12 protein-coding genes are annotated in these 14,302 nt (G+C 51.8%); 5 read left to right on the top strand and 7 right to left on the bottom strand.

All coding sequences use genetic code 11. From position 1 onward, the window contains the following. The first annotated feature begins 168 nt into the window (after nt 1-168). Both ybjG and deoR read left to right on the top strand, forming a co-directional pair. Nucleotides 169-777 carry an undecaprenyl-diphosphate phosphatase gene (gene ybjG / locus FDX01_RS20000; protein ID WP_137400347.1) on the top strand — a complete coding sequence of 203 codons (609 nt, stop codon included), beginning with the start codon at nt 169-171 and terminating at the stop codon, nt 775-777. 66 nt (nt 778-843) lie between these two features. Next, the gene (gene deoR, locus FDX01_RS19995; protein ID WP_115258969.1) at nt 844-1,602 is read left to right on the top strand and encodes a DNA-binding transcriptional repressor DeoR; all 759 of its coding nucleotides are present in this window, start codon (nt 844-846) and stop codon (nt 1,600-1,602) included. A gap of 45 nt (nt 1,603-1,647) precedes the next feature. Here deoR and dacC read toward each other — a convergent pair whose 3' ends face one another. Then, nucleotides 1,648-2,850 carry a serine-type D-Ala-D-Ala carboxypeptidase gene (gene dacC / locus FDX01_RS19990; RefSeq protein ID WP_115259972.1) on the bottom strand — a complete coding sequence of 401 codons (1,203 nt, stop codon included), beginning with the start codon at nt 2,848-2,850 and terminating at the stop codon, nt 1,648-1,650. A gap of 318 nt (nt 2,851-3,168) precedes the next feature. Here dacC and FDX01_RS19985 point away from each other — a divergent pair, with 318 nt between their 5' ends. Further along, complete coding sequence (locus FDX01_RS19985; RefSeq protein WP_096757724.1) at nt 3,169-3,795, top strand: glutathione S-transferase family protein; 627 nt, start codon at nt 3,169-3,171, stop codon at nt 3,793-3,795. A 16-nt stretch (nt 3,796-3,811) separates the two neighbouring features. Here FDX01_RS19985 and FDX01_RS19980 read toward each other — a convergent pair whose 3' ends face one another. Together FDX01_RS19980 and bssR are read right to left on the bottom strand one after the other, a co-directional pair. Then, nucleotides 3,812-4,924 (bottom strand): PQQ-dependent sugar dehydrogenase, encoded by a 1,113-nt coding sequence (locus FDX01_RS19980; protein ID WP_096757725.1) that lies wholly within the window; start codon nt 4,922-4,924, stop codon nt 3,812-3,814. Nucleotides 4,925-5,028: 104 nt separating this feature from the next. After that, complete coding sequence (gene bssR / locus FDX01_RS19975) at nt 5,029-5,415, bottom strand: biofilm formation regulator BssR (protein WP_096757726.1); 387 nt, start codon at nt 5,413-5,415, stop codon at nt 5,029-5,031. A 207-nt stretch (nt 5,416-5,622) separates the two neighbouring features. On the opposite strand from bssR, the gene FDX01_RS19970 reads away from it, so the two are divergent. Beyond that, complete coding sequence (locus FDX01_RS19970) at nt 5,623-6,549, top strand: LysR family transcriptional regulator (RefSeq protein ID WP_135912340.1); 927 nt, start codon at nt 5,623-5,625, stop codon at nt 6,547-6,549. 32 nt (nt 6,550-6,581) lie between these two features. Here the strand turns inward: FDX01_RS19970 and glgP are convergent, their stop codons facing one another. Continuing rightward, entirely contained in the window at nt 6,582-9,032 is a 2,451-nt protein-coding gene (gene glgP / locus FDX01_RS19965) for a glycogen phosphorylase (RefSeq protein ID WP_137400346.1), read from the bottom strand. A gap of 471 nt (nt 9,033-9,503) precedes the next feature. Here glgP and rimO point away from each other — a divergent pair, with 471 nt between their 5' ends. Next, the gene (rimO, locus tag FDX01_RS19955; protein WP_137400344.1) at nt 9,504-10,811 is read left to right on the top strand and encodes a 30S ribosomal protein S12 methylthiotransferase RimO; all 1,308 of its coding nucleotides are present in this window, start codon (nt 9,504-9,506) and stop codon (nt 10,809-10,811) included. 59 nt (nt 10,812-10,870) lie between these two features. Here the strand turns inward: rimO and gsiD are convergent, their stop codons facing one another. Genes gsiD through gsiB form a run of 3 tightly spaced genes read right to left on the bottom strand, consistent with a single transcriptional unit; the run spans nt 10,871 to nt 14,291 of the window. Continuing rightward, entirely contained in the window at nt 10,871-11,782 is a 912-nt protein-coding gene (gene gsiD, locus FDX01_RS19950; protein ID WP_096757731.1) for a glutathione ABC transporter permease GsiD, read from the bottom strand. 2 nt (nt 11,783-11,784) lie between these two features. Next, nucleotides 11,785-12,705, bottom strand: a complete 921-nt coding sequence (gsiC, locus tag FDX01_RS19945) for a glutathione ABC transporter permease GsiC (RefSeq protein ID WP_137400343.1) — start codon at nt 12,703-12,705, stop codon at nt 11,785-11,787. Between the two features lie 47 nt (nt 12,706-12,752). Next, on the bottom strand, nt 12,753-14,291 hold the full coding sequence (gene gsiB, locus FDX01_RS19940) for a glutathione ABC transporter substrate-binding protein GsiB (protein ID WP_096757733.1): 1,539 nt from the start codon (nt 14,289-14,291) through the stop codon (nt 12,753-12,755). Nucleotides 14,292-14,302: the final 11 nt, after the last annotated feature.

The following is a 14,302-nucleotide window of genomic DNA, read 5'->3' as shown; positions in this document are numbered from 1 at the left end:
AAGGTTAATTTAAGTTGAACCCGTTATCATGCTCTATAGACGTCATTAATTATCTTAAAAATAGTCATTTAGCTGACAAATAAGACAACACCGCTTTTTATCCCGCTAAAGCGAACTTATGCTCTGCCTGATGGGACTCTTTTAACTACTGTCGTGAATCTGGATGTTATGCTGGAAAATCTGAACAACTCGCTATTTTACCTGATCAACGCCACGCCGGACTCTGCGCAATGGGCGATCGCGTTTGCCGTCTTTATTGCTAAAGATCTGATCAGCATCGTGCCGCTGTTAGCTGTAATCCTGTGGCTTTGGGGCCCGCGCGACCACGTGACGACTCAGCGCAAACTGGTGATCAAAATGGCGCTGGCAATAATTGTAAGCCTGGTCATTTCATGGCTGATAGGACATCTGTTCCCGCACGATCGCCCGTTTGTTAACCACATCGGCTACAACTTCTTGCACCATGCACCTGATGACTCTTTCCCAAGCGATCACGGCACCGTTATTTTCACCTTTGCACTGGCCTTTATATTCTGGCATCGCCTGTGGTCTGGCGCCCTGTTTATGGCGATTGCCGTGGCGATCGCCTGGTCACGGGTGTACCTCGGCGTACACTGGCCGGTGGATATGCTGGGTGGGTTCCTGGCAGCGTTAATCGGCTGCCTGAGCGCCCAGATGATCTGGCAACGGTTCGGCACCTCGCTGTATTCCGCGTTGCGCGCCTGCTATCGCACCTGCTTCGCCCTGCCGATCCGTAAAGGCTGGGTGCGTGACTAATCCACGGTAAAAAGAGTAGTATTAAGCGCGCGATATGAAACGCTTATTCTACTCACCAGGGGAACTATGGAAACACGACGCGACGAGCGTATTGGTCAATTGCTGCAGGCGCTGAAACGCAGCGATAAATTACACCTTAAAGAAGCCGCGACGCTACTTGGCGTATCTGAGATGACCATCCGTCGCGACCTGAATAATAACGATGCCCCGGTCGTGTTGCTGGGGGGATATATTGTTCTGGAACCCCGTAGCGCCAGCCATTACTTAATCAGCGACCAAAAGTCCCGGCTGGTGGATGAGAAACGTCGCGCGGCCCAACAAGCTGCGAGCCTCGTTCAAGCGCATCAGACGATCTTTTTTGACTGCGGCACCACCACGCCGTGGATCATTGAAGCTATTGATAACGATCTGCCTTTCACCGCGATTTGCTACTCGCTGAATACCTTTCTGGTACTCCAGGAAAAACCGCTGTGTCGCGTCATCCTATGTGGCGGTGAATTCCACGCCAGCAACGCTATTTTCAAACCACTCGATTTCCAGGAAACGCTGAATAACCTGTGCCCGGATATCGCGTTTTATTCTGCGGCTGGCGTACACATTGACAAAGGTGCAACCTGTTTTAACCTGGAAGAACTACCGGTGAAGCATTGGGCGATGTCGATGGCGCAGTATCATGTACTGGTGGTGGATCACAGCAAGTTTGGTAAGGTGCGTCCCGCTCGGATGGGTAATCTGAAACGCTTTGATAGCATCATTAGCGATACCCGTCCTGACGATGAGTTTGTTGATTACGCAAAAGCGCAGCACATTAAACTGGTGTACTGAAATGACATTGCCGGACGCACAAACGCTGTCCGGCAATAACGGTGATTAAGAGAACCAGCCACCAAACCACTGGTGGAATTTCATCATCACAAAGTCCCACATCCGGCTAAAGAAACCGCCCTCTTCAACGGCCTCCATCACCATCAGCGGACGCTGTTCAATGGATTTCCCATTCAGCTGGAAGTCGATCGTCCCGACAACCTGGCCTTTCTTCAGTGGCGCGGTTAATTGCGGTTCGGTCAGTGTAAAGCTGGCTTTCAGATTTTTAAGCTGACCGCGCGGAATAGTCACCGAACCGGCTTCGCCTGCGCCCAGGTTAACTTCACTCTTATCGCCGAACCAGACGCGCTGGGTCACAAAGGTGGCATCCGGTTTAATCGGCGTGACCGTTTCAAAGAAGCGGAAGCCCCACGTCAGCAGCTTCTCTGACTCATTGAATCGAATACGGTCGGTTTTCGCTCCCAGCACTACCGAGATCAGGCGCATATCGCCCTGGGTGGCGGAAGCCACCAGGTTATAACCCGCGCCCGTCGTGGTGCCCGTTTTCATCCCGTCCACGTTCAGGTTGGTGCTCCACAGCAGGCGGTTGCGGTTCGGTTGGCGAATTTTATTAAAGGTAAACTCTTTTTCTTTATGAATGGCGTACTCTTCCGGCACATCGTGGATGAGTGCTTTACCGAGCAAGGCCATATCGCGCGCGGTACTGAACTGCCCCGGCGCATCCAAACCATGCACCGTCTGGAAGGTGGTATTCGTCAGTCCCAGCTTTTGCGCATAGCCGTTCATCAAACCAATAAAGGATTCCTGGCTGCCAGCCACGTAATCTGCCAGCGCGATACATGCATCATTACCCGACTGAATAATAATGCCTTTGTTCAGATCGGAGACCGCTACCTGATCGCCGGGTTTCAGGAACATCACTGAAGACCCACGCAGAGCCGGGTTGCCCGTCGCCCAGGCATCTTTTCCTACGGTAACCATGTCGTTCAGGTTAATTTTCCCGGCCTTCAGCGCCTGGCCAACCACATAGCTGGTCATGATCTTGGTCAGACTGGCTGGATCCAATTTCTCATCAGCATTGCCCTCCGCCAGCACCTTGCCGCTGGCGTAATCCATTAAGATCCACGCGCGCGCATCCACGCTCGGCGGCGCGGTGGGTTGCTCTACCGCCTGTGCGGTCGGTGCCAAAAGGAATAACAGCGCTGAACCTGCGGCGAAACTGCGAAGGGAAGAGAAGTATTGCGTCATAAATGCCACCCGAGTATCCATTCCAAAAAACCACGTCATAACACACCATGTTTACACAAACTGCATCGGCCAAACCCGCGCAGAAGCGGCCTGATGGATGACGTGTAAAATAAGTGCGGTGAGTAATAACGCACTAACGAGCTTAAAGAAACCGTAAGTTGGTAAAGTTTTTAAAGTTTATGCAATAACACTGCGCTGCGCCGCTTTCATCACGATTTTTTTACGTGTTGTTGCGTAAATATTAGGTTTACCCCACCATGTAACGGGTTTAATACCGAATGCAGCCATCAAGCTGCTCAATGATTACGCGGGGTTACTATGATTACACTGTGGGGTCGCAATAACTCGACCAACGTGAAAAAAGTGTTGTGGACGCTCGAAGAACTGGAACTGCCGTATAACCAAATACTGGCGGGTGGGCAGCACGGTATCAACCGAGATGCTGACTACCTGGCGATGAATCCAAACGGTCTGGTCCCCCTGCTACGCGATGATGAAACCGACGTTTTACTGTGGGAATCCAATACCATCGTCCGCTATCTGGCCGCCCAATACGGGCAAAAACGGCTGTGGATCGATGCCCCGGCAAAACGTGCAGAAGGCGAAAAATGGATGGACTGGGCTAACCAGACGCTAAGCCCTGCTCATCGGGTCATCTTATTTGGTCTGGTCAGAACACCGGCAGAACAACGCGACCAGGCGGCCATTGACGCAGGCGCGAAGGTTTGCGACAACCTGTTTGCCATGCTCGACAACGCGCTGGCCGACCAACCGTGGTTCTCCGGGGACGAGTTTGGTACCGGCGATATCGCCATCGCCCCGTTTATCTACAACCTGTTTAACGTTGGCCTGAGCTGGACCGAACGTCCTCACCTTGAGCGTTGGTACCAGCAGCTTACCGAACGTCCAGCGTTCCAAAAAGCGGTGATGATCCCGGTCAGCTGATGCTGTAGCGCTGCGGCTACCGGGGGCTCACCTTCAGTAGTTGCCCGTCGGACTCGTCGGTTAACACATACAAATAACCGTCTGGTCCGACACGCACATCGCGGATCCGCTGTCCTCTTTCGCGTAAAATACGCCCGTCCTCAGTAACCTGATTCCCGTTAACGCTTAAAACGATCACATCCTGGTCTTTTAACGCGCCAATAAACACCTTCTGCCGCCACTGCGCAAAGGTATCGCTATTGTAAAAAGCCATCCCGCTGACCGCCGGCGACTTTTCCCAGTAGAAAACAGGCTGTTCCGTACCCTCAACAATTCCACCTTTAGCCTCAGGTATTTTTAAACCGCTGTAGTTCATCCCCCAGGTCGCTAACGGCCAGCCGTAGTTTTTGCCTTTCTCGGGGATATTAATTTCGTCGCCACCGCGCGGGCCATGTTCGTTGAGCCACAGCGTGTCACTCCAGGGATTCATCGCCATCCCCTGTGGATTACGGATGCCATAGGACCAAATCTCAGGTCGAGCACCGGCCTGGTTCACAAATGGATTATCCGGCGGAATGCTGCCCTCATCGGTCAGTCGCACCACCTTACCCTGCAGCTTGTCCAGATCCTGAGCGGTAGCGCGCTGGTTATTTTCACCCAGACCAATAAACAGGTGGCCTTTACCGTCAAACACCATGCGGCCACCAAAATGGTTACCGGTTGAAAGTTTTGGCATCTGGCGAAAAACCGTCTGGAACGCCTGCAGATGTTTGAGATCGTCGCTCAGTCGTCCATAACCGACTGCCGTACCGGCCTTACCCTCATGGTCGGCTTCAGCAAAGCTGAGCCAAACCCGCCGGGAGCGTTCAAAATCCGGGGCGAGCACCACATCGAGTAACCCCCCCTGACCGTGCGCCCAAACCTTTGGTACCCCGGTTAGCGGATCGGAAAGTCCTTCCCCCGCCTGCCATAGTCGCAACTGTCCACCCCGCAGCGTGAGTAATATGCCGCGGTTGTCAGGTAAAAAGGCCAAGGACCAGGGGTGATCAAGTTTGGTTTGCAGCACCTCAACCTTCAGCGCAGACGGTTCAGCACTGGCGTGAGGGGCAAACAGTAACAGTGGGGCCGCACAGAGAAAGAGTCGCCGCATAACACCTCCTTAATGGCTCTGCATAAAGCGTAGCCAGCAAGGGGCAATTTCCCGCAACTTTTACACAATCTTAACGAAAAGGGGGAGCGCCCTCCCCCCCGGATTCAGACATGCTCCAGCGTTGAGTACATTTGCAAACACTGGATACTCAGCGTCAGCGTTGTCAGGCAGTTTTCCAGTTTCTCTGCGTTAACGGCGATAAAGGTCGGACAATCGTGATGTCCGCTCATCAGACAAACAGCCGCGGCGGCTAACGCGCCTTCAGCACGGCGCAGGGCATTCCACTCTTCCTGGTCAAGATGCATACCGTGGAGCTGTGATTGGTCATCATGCAGTTCGCGATTCAGTGCAAAAAAATTATCACGCAGACGATCGCTCTCACTCACTGACATATAGCCTTTCGCTTTCCTCAACAACAGATAAGCGGCGAGATCGATACGGGCGTTTATCAACTTGTTGAGAAGATCGGTTCTCAGTCTGTCAACGACCATACTTTGTTCCTCCTCTTTCCAACCATGGTGCAACTTAATAGTATGGTCGTTTTTTGAACAAATTGATGCTCCACGTCAATAAACCCTAATTGATTAACATTATTTACAATGTTACAACGCACAGAGAAACCGTCTGTTTCTGACGTAGCGATAATTTTTTGCTATACCTGATGGGGTTACTGTCGCGACACGGATGATGAGGGGTCTATGTCAAAAGCAAATGATGCCGAGAAGATACGCACGCTATCAAAGATAGACCTGAATCTGCTCACCATTTTCTGTTTAATTTATAGCGTAGGGAGCATTACCCGCGTCGCCGATATGCTGAATATTTCTCCCTCGGCTGTCAGTCAGTCGTTAAAAAAACTGCGCGAACTGATGGGAGATAATCTTTTTGTCCGCAGCGGCAATGCGTTATTACCAACCGTCTATTCCGACGAGCTTTACGACAATGCAATCCCGATTATTGATAAACTGTCGCTGCTAATGCCACATACTTCCCCGGCATCCAGAAAAAGGCTCACGCTGTATACGGAATCGTTTATTTCACCGATCGTTATTCCCGACGTTACGGAAAAAATAATCAACAATAACGCGGATATCAGTCTCCTGCATCTTACCGCTGATTTAAATGAGCAGAGTATTATTGAGCTGCTCACGATGCGGCAGGCTGATGTTGTTTTTTCTACCTTTTCCGTGGAATCAGGCAGTATTTCCTGTCACAAAATATGTGATATGCGGCTGGTACTGGCAGCGTCACAAAATAATACGTTGTATGGTCATTCGATCAGTGAGGAAATGTTCAGAAGTGCCAATCTGGTGGGCTACAACACTAAAAACGAGAAAATAATTTATCACCGCAGCATCGTGGATAAAAAATTCAGAACCGGGGATCGCTGCCTGCTAACCTCTTCTTTTACCGCGATCCTCACGATTGTCGCGAATACCCAATGTTTAGGGGTGATCCCGGAAAAAGTCTTCGCCACGCATGCGCCACTTTATGGCCTGAAAAAAATCAATACGCCGTTCCCGTTACCGCAATTCAGTATTTTTGCCTCATCGCGCAAAGAAACCAATACCCATAAGCTCCTGGCACCAATTCTCGCCGATTTACAAGCATCCTCCCTGTTCTGAAAACCAGGGAGAACACCCGTTGTGATTAAGGGTTAGACATGGATCCGGGTAATACGCCAAATATTATTGGCGTATTCCTGTACCGTTCTGTCCGACGAGAAGTACCCCATATTGGCAATATTATGCAGCGTTTTCGTCGTCCACTCACGGGGAGTACGATACAACTCATCCACAGAGTCCTGGCAATCAACATAGCGGCGATAATCCGCTAACACCTGATAATGGTCACCAAAGTTGATCAATGAATCGAGGATGTTGCGATACCGCCCAGGCTCCTGTGGACTAAACAGGCCGGTGCCAATTTGCGTCAGTGTCTGATGCAGTTCGGCATCATTCTCAAAAATCGTTCTTGGGTTATAGCCGTCACGTCGTAAGGCGTCGACTTCCTGCGCCGTATTACCAAAGATAAAGATGTTATCTTCGCCGACATATTCCTGCATTTCAATATTCGCCCCGTCCAGCGTGCCAATGGTCAACGCACCATTTAAGCCAAACTTCATATTGCTGGTACCGGAAGCCTCGGTCCCTGCCAGTGAAATTTGCTCGGAAAGGTCAGCCGCCGGAATAATTAGCTGCGCCAGGCTGACGCTGTAATCCGGGATAAACACCACCTTCAGCTTGCCGCCGATTTGTGGATCGTTATTCACCCGCTGTGCCACGTCATTTATTAAGCGAATAATCTGTTTCGCCATGTGGTACGACGAAGCAGCCTTACCGGCAAAGATATTCACACGAGGAACCCAGTTTTCCTCCGGTGCAGCTTTAATACGGTTGTAGCGTGTAATCACGTGGAGCACGTTCAATAATTGACGCTTGTACTCGTGAATACGCTTCACCTGTACATCAAACAGGGCCGCAGGATCCACCACCACCCCGTACTGGGTGGCAATATGGTGCGCCAGCCGCTGTTTATTTTTGTGTTTCGCGCGATGCACCGCATCGTTCACGCTTGGATAATCAATATACTGTTTCAGATCAGCAAGCTGCATCAGGTTAGTGCGCCAGTTCTGACCGATATTCTCATCCAGTACGTTTGCCAGCGGCGGGTTCGCCAATGCCAGCCAGCGACGGGCCGTCACGCCATTCGTGACATTAGTAAACCGCATCGGGAAGATACGCGCAAAATCAGCAAACAGTGATTCCGTCATCAATTTTGAATGTAATGCCGACACGCCGTTCACTTTATGACTGACCACGACGGCCAGCCAGGCCATCCGCACCACCCGGCCATGCGATTCATCAATTAACGAGACCCGTTTAAGCAGCTCACTGTCATCATGATATTTATCCGCCACGGATTTCAGGAAGCGATCGTTAATTTCAAAAATAATTTGCAAATGGCGCGGCAGGATCCGGCTCAGCATCTCTACCGGCCATGTTTCCAGCGCTTCACTCATCAAGGTGTGGTTGGTATAGGAGAAAATCTGACAAGTCACGTCAAACGCATCATCCCATGCAAATTGATGATTGTCGATTAACAGACGCATCAATTCCGGGATCGCCAGAACCGGGTGGGTATCATTAAGGTGAATCGCGATTTTATCAGCCAGGTTATGATAGGTCTTGTGCAGTTGATAATGCCGGCTCAATATGTCCTGAATGGTCGCTGAGGCCAAAAAATAAGCCTGGCGTAGGCGCAGCTCGCGCCCGGCGTCGGTGGAGTCATCCGGGTACAGCACCCGCGAGATCTTTTCAAAATGGTATTTGTTTTCCACTTCAACGGTAAAATCATCATTCAGATTTACTTTGCCTGAATTAACTTCACTATTAACCTGCACATTCCACAAGCGCAATGTATTGGTGCTGTCGGTGTTATAACCTGGGACAATCTGGTCATGCGCTACGGCCAGAATATCCTCGGTCTCAATCCAGCGGACTTTGCTGCCTTCCTGCTGAACACGACCGCCAAAGCGCACTTTATAGTGGGTATTATGACGCTTAAATTCCCACGGATTTCCGTATTCTAGCCAATAGTCCAGCGACTCCTTCTGCACCCCATTAACGATATTTTGTTTGAACATACCGTAGTTGTAACGGATACCGTAACCGCATCCCGGTAAACCCAACGTGGCCAGCGAGTCAAGGAAACAGGCCGCCAGACGTCCGAGACCACCATTGCCAAGCCCTGGATCGTTTTCTTCGTCAATCAGCTCTTCCAGATCCAGCCCCATGGCCTCGAGCGCGCTGTTCACTTCGTCATAAATCCCCAGAGACAGCAGCGCATTCGACAATGTACGCCCAATCAGAAACTCCATCGACAGGTAATAAACCTGGCGGGCATCCTGAGAGAATTGCGCCCGGTTTGAACGATGCCAGCGTTCGACCATGCGATCGCGCACGGCATATAGCGTAGCGTTTAACCATTCACGTTTAGTGGCAATGGCCGGATCTTTACCAATGGTAAATAAGAGTTTATTGGCAATATCATCCCTGAGTTTATCAACATCAATTTCGGCGGCTGTAGGAAGTGGGGAAATATACATATCAGCGTGACCTCGCAGAATCGGACAGGGGCAGAAAAATAAAATAAAAATAAAACACAAATAAATTTATGAGCGTTGATTCTTTTGCGGACTCACTTCATGACGAGTAATAGAATGAAATTCATTCATTAATAAGCGCCAGCTTAAACCAGTGGCGAGCGAAATATAATACAAGCTCACGCCATTAGCATAAAGGGTTCTCGCCATTTTAAGTTTTGACTGCAAAGCAATATCTTTCAAATTTAACCTCATGAATAACGCTCGACATATTAAATTTAGAAGACTTCTTCTCTATAGCCAAGAAGTGACACTTAAAGCCGGAATTAGACTCTCTAAATACCTTGCTCCTGCCGATAAGCCAATTACCGGCACTCCCCATTTAGAGCGTCCGACTTATGAACATCAGAGATAGATGTCACGCGATGGCATCTGTATAATCCCCCGATTACGAGCAATGTACAGTATAAGAAAATGGCAAAAATTGGTTTTATTTCACTAGGTTGTCCGAAAAACCTCGTTGATTCTGAGCGCATCCTGACTGAACTTCGTACCGAAGGTTATGACGTGGTGCCGAATTACGACGACGCGGATATGGTTATCGTTAACACCTGCGGCTTTATCGACAGCGCGGTACAAGAATCACTGGAAGTGATTGGCGAAGCGCTGAACGAGAACGGCAAGGTGATTGTCACCGGCTGTCTGGGCGCGAAAGTCGATCAGATCCGTGAAGTTCACCCGAAGGTGCTGGAAATCACCGGACCGCACAGTTACGAGCAGGTTCTGGAACACGTTCACCATTACGTGCCAAAACCAAAACATAACCCGTTCCAGAGCCTGGTTCCTGAGCAGGGCGTCAAGCTGACGCCGCGTCATTACGCCTATCTGAAGATCTCTGAAGGGTGCAATCACCGCTGCACGTTCTGCATCATTCCGTCCATGCGCGGCGATTTGGTCAGCCGTCCCATCGGCGAGGTACTCAGCGAGGCCAAGCGCCTGGTTGATGCGGGCGTCAAAGAGATTCTGGTTATCTCCCAGGATACCTCCGCTTACGGCGTGGATGTGAAGCACCGCACCGGCTTCCATAACGGTGAGCCAGTGAAAACCAGCATGGTTGATCTGTGCGAGCAGCTGTCGAAACTGGGTATCTGGACTCGTCTGCATTACGTCTATCCGTACCCGCACGTCGATGATGTCATCCCGCTGATGGCGGAAGGCAAAATCCTGCCGTATCTGGACATCCCGCTGCAGCACGCCAGCCCGCGTATTCTTAAGCTGATGAAGCGCCCAGGTTCGGTAGACCGCCAGTTAGCGCGTATTAAGCAGTGGCGTGAAATCTGCCCTGAACTGACCCTGCGTTCAACGTTTATCGTCGGCTTCCCGGGTGAAACCGAAGAAGACTTCCAGATGCTGCTCGATTTCCTGAAAGAAGCGCGTCTGGATCGCGTCGGCTGCTTTAAATACAGCCCGGTAGAAGGTGCGGGGGCCAATGAGCTGCCGGATCAAATCCCGGAAGAGGTGAAAGAAGAACGCTGGAACCGCTTTATGCAATTGCAGCAGCAGATCTCTGCTGAACGCTTGCAGGAGAAAGTCGGCCGCGAAATTCTGGTCATCGTCGATGAAGTTGACGAAGAAGGCGCGATTGGTCGCAGCATGGCAGACGCCCCGGAAATCGACGGCGCGGTGTATATGAATGGCGAAACCAACGTGAAGCCTGGCGATATCATCCGCGTGAAAGTCGAAAACGCAGACGAATACGATCTGTGGGGCAGCCGCGTTTAACTCATCGTCACCTAACAGTAGGCCGGATAAGGCATTTATGCCGTCCTCCGGCCTACTGTTTATCCTTTAATCTTCGGGTCCAGCGCGTCGCGCAGGCCATCACCCAATAAGTTAAACGCCAGCACCGTCAGGAATATTGCCACCGCCGGGAATATCGCCACGTGTGGAGCAATCACCATATCCGCCCGCGCTTCGTTGAGCATCGCGCCCCACTCCGGCGTCGGTGGCTGAGCACCCAATCCCAGGAACGACAAACTCGCGGCGGAGATGATCGACGTCCCGATGCGCATGGTAAAAAAGACCACGATCGACGAGACCGTCCCCGGCAAAATATGGTTGAAGATAATGGTCGTATCGCTGGCGCCAATGCTGCGCGCCGACTCAATAAACGTCTGCTGTTTGAGCACCAACGTATTCCCACGCACCAGTCGCGCAAAGGCTGGAATGGAGAAGATAGCGACGGCAATTATCACGTTAGCAATGCCGCTGCCGAGCACCGCCACCACCGCTATCGCCAGCAGAATACCCGGAAAAGCGAATAGCACATCGCAGATACGCATAATCAACCGATCCCACCAGCCTTCGTAATAACCTGCCAGCAGACCCAACACCGTACCTATGGCCGCGCCAATAAATACGGCAAACACCCCTGCCGCCAGCGAAATTTGCGCGCCAACCAGCACGCGGCTAAAAATATCCCGCCCCAGCGAATCGACGCCAAACCAGTGCAACATCGACGGCCCATCATTGAGGCGGTCATAGTCGAAGTAATTCTCGGCATCAAACGGCGTCAACCAACGGGCAAATATCGCCACCAGGATCAAGGCCAGCACGAATAACCCGGCGATCATCGCCACACGCTGGCGACGAAAACGCCGCCAGAACTCGTGCCACGGCGTGCGGATCTGTTCAGGCTTAACGAGCGGCATTGCATTTAAAATCGCCTGTCGGCGCCAGTTAAAAAATCGCATCCTTACTTGTACCTGATAGCCGGATTAATGGCGGCATAGAGCACATCCACCACTAAGTTAATAAGAATAAACTCCAGAGAAAATAACAGCACCTCGGCCTGAATCACCGGGTAGTCTCGCATTTCAACCGAGTCCACCAACAATCGTCCGAGCCCTGGCCAGTTAAAGACTTTCTCAACCACAATGGAGCCACCAAGCAAAAAGCCAAACTGCAGCCCCATCATCGTGACGACCGGGATCATCGCGTTACGCAAACCGTGTTTTAACACCACCCAGGTTTCACTCACCCCTTTTGCCCGCGCGGTGCGCATGTAATCTTCGCTGAGCACATCGACAAACGAGGCGCGGGTAAAACGCGCCAATACCGCTGCCACCGCAGCGCCCAGCGTGATAGAGGGCAGGATATAATGCTGCCAGGAATCCGCGCCCACGGTGGGTAACCAGCCGAGCTCCACGGAAAAAATCTGCATTAACAGCATGCCGAGGGCAAACGCCGGGAAGGAGATCCCGGTGACCGCAAGGGTCATACTCAACCTGTCCGGCCAGCGATTTCGCCATACGGCGGCGATGATCCCTGCCGTCATGCCAAACAAGACCGCCCACGTCATGCTGGCAATCGTCAACCAGAATGAAGGCATAAAGCGGCTGGCAATCTCTTCAGCAACCGGACGACGCGACACCATCGAGGTGCCAAAGTCACCTTGCAACACGTTCGTCATGTAATGCCAGAACTGAACATGCAGAGGCTGGTCCAGACCCAACTGCTGGCGCACCAGCTCAATCACCTCAGCGTCGGCCTCCGGTCCGGCAATCAACCGGGCCGGATCGCCAGGCAGCAAATGAACAAATAAAAACACCAGCACCGCGACGATAAGTAGCGTTGGAATCAACCCCAGCAGGCGCTTGAAAACATAATTAAGCATCAGACTCCCTTCGGCGGCCCCCGCTGTTCAGGGGCCGAATGAATAGCTTATTGCAAATCCGCATCATCAAAACTAAATCCGGTGTCCGGCATAATCCAGAATCCGGTCAACTTGGTACTGTGCGCAGAGATCAGTTTCTCCACCACCAGCGGGATCCACGGCGACTCTTTCCAGATGATATCCTGTGCATCTTTGTACAATCGCGCTTTTTCGCTCGGATCGTTCGTTTGCAGTGCCGCGGCTAAATCGCTGTCCACCTGCTTGTTACTGTAAAACGCCGTATTAAACAACGTTGGCGGCCAGTTTTGCGAAGCAAACAGCGGTGATAATGCCCAGTCAGCTTCGCCCGTCGACGCCGACCAGCCGGTGTAGAACATCCGTACCCCGCTCTCTTTCTGCGCCTTACCTTCAACTTCTGCCGCCCGCTGTCCGGCATCCATCGCCGTCACCTGCGCCTTCACGCCGACCTGCGCTAACTGCTGCTGGGTAAATTGCAGCACTTTCTGCGCGGTGCTGTGATTATGCGATGACCACAGCGTGGTGGTAAAGCCGTTGGGATAACCCGCCTCTTTCAGCAACTCACGGGCTTTCGCCGGATCGTAAGGCCACGGCGTATAGCTTTGCGCGTAGGCTATCGCGGGCGGCAGCACGCCGGTCGCCGGTGTGGCGTAACCGGCAAATGCCACTTTTACCAACGCCTGGCGGTTAATGGCATAGTTCAGCGCCTCACGCACCTTCGGATTATCAAACGGTTTTTGCGTCACGTTCATGCTGATATAACGCTGCATGATCGACGGACTGGCAACCAGTTCCAGGTTTTTGTTCTTCGCCAGTAATGCGGCCTGCTCGTAAGGGATCGGGAAGGCAAATTGTGCCTCGCCGGTCTGCAACATCGCCGCACGGGTGTTATTGTCGGTCACCGGACGCCAGGTAATCGTATCAAGCTTCGGCAGGCCCTGCTGCCAGTAACCAGCGAACTTTTTCACCTTCACAAAATCGGTCTGATTCCAGGTTTCAAGCTGATAAGGCCCGGTACCCACCGGATGGAAGCCGATATCTTTACCGTATTTCTTCAGCGCCGCCGGCGATATCATTGCCGTTGCCGGGTGCGCCAGGATATTAATAAACGCCGAGAACGGCTGTTTCAGCGTGATCTTCACCGTCGTCGCATCAACGGCCTCGGTGTTAGCGATATTTTTATACAGGTTATAGCGTTTAAGATGATTTTCCGGATTGCTGGCTCGCTCAAGGTTAGCTTTCACCGCCTCTGCATTGAAATCGGTGCCATCCTGAAACTTCACCCCCTGCCGCAGTTTGACGGTATAGGTTAAGCCGTCATCGGAAACGGTATAGCTTTCTGCCAGCACATTTTTCAGCTTCATCTCTTTATCAAGACCGAAAAGCCCCTGATAAAACGACTTCGCCACCGCCTGCGACAGCGTGTCATTCGCGTCATAGGGATCGAGCGTAGTAAAATTAGACCCTACCGCCACCACCACGTCTTTAGCCGACCAGGCAGGGGACGCAGCCAGTGCAGAGGCAACCCCCAGCGCAACCAGCCATTTACGAGCAACAATTTGTCTCATGTTATTCTCCT

This window comes from Citrobacter sp. wls613 (assembly GCF_005281195.1).
Lineage (GTDB): Bacteria > Pseudomonadota > Gammaproteobacteria > Enterobacterales > Enterobacteriaceae > Citrobacter > Citrobacter gillenii.
The sequence above is the reverse complement of the archived record's forward strand: the minus strand, read 5'-3'. Positions and strand labels throughout refer to the sequence as shown.

Bases quoted from the DNA above. Each gene is read 5' to 3' on its own strand.
- gsiB (WP_096757733.1), bottom strand. From the start codon at position 14,291: ATGAGACAAATTGTTGCTCGTAAATGGCTGGTTGCGCTGGGGGTTGCC.
- FDX01_RS19985 (WP_096757724.1), top strand. From the start codon at position 3,169: ATGATTACACTGTGGGGTCGCAATAACTCGACCAACGTGAAAAAAGTG.
- glgP (WP_137400346.1), bottom strand. From the start codon at position 9,032: ATGTATATTTCCCCACTTCCTACAGCCGCCGAAATTGATGTTGATAAA.
- ybjG (WP_137400347.1), top strand. From the start codon at position 169: ATGCTGGAAAATCTGAACAACTCGCTATTTTACCTGATCAACGCCACG.
- bssR (WP_096757726.1), bottom strand. From the start codon at position 5,415: ATGGTCGTTGACAGACTGAGAACCGATCTTCTCAACAAGTTGATAAAC.
- dacC (WP_115259972.1), bottom strand. From the start codon at position 2,850: ATGACGCAATACTTCTCTTCCCTTCGCAGTTTCGCCGCAGGTTCAGCG.
- rimO (WP_137400344.1), top strand. From the start codon at position 9,504: ATGGCAAAAATTGGTTTTATTTCACTAGGTTGTCCGAAAAACCTCGTT.
- gsiC (WP_137400343.1), bottom strand. From the start codon at position 12,705: ATGCTTAATTATGTTTTCAAGCGCCTGCTGGGGTTGATTCCAACGCTA.
- FDX01_RS19970 (WP_135912340.1), top strand. From the start codon at position 5,623: ATGTCAAAAGCAAATGATGCCGAGAAGATACGCACGCTATCAAAGATA.
- deoR (WP_115258969.1), top strand. From the start codon at position 844: ATGGAAACACGACGCGACGAGCGTATTGGTCAATTGCTGCAGGCGCTG.
- FDX01_RS19980 (WP_096757725.1), bottom strand. From the start codon at position 4,924: ATGCGGCGACTCTTTCTCTGTGCGGCCCCACTGTTACTGTTTGCCCCT.
- gsiD (WP_096757731.1), bottom strand. From the start codon at position 11,782: ATGCGATTTTTTAACTGGCGCCGACAGGCGATTTTAAATGCAATGCCG.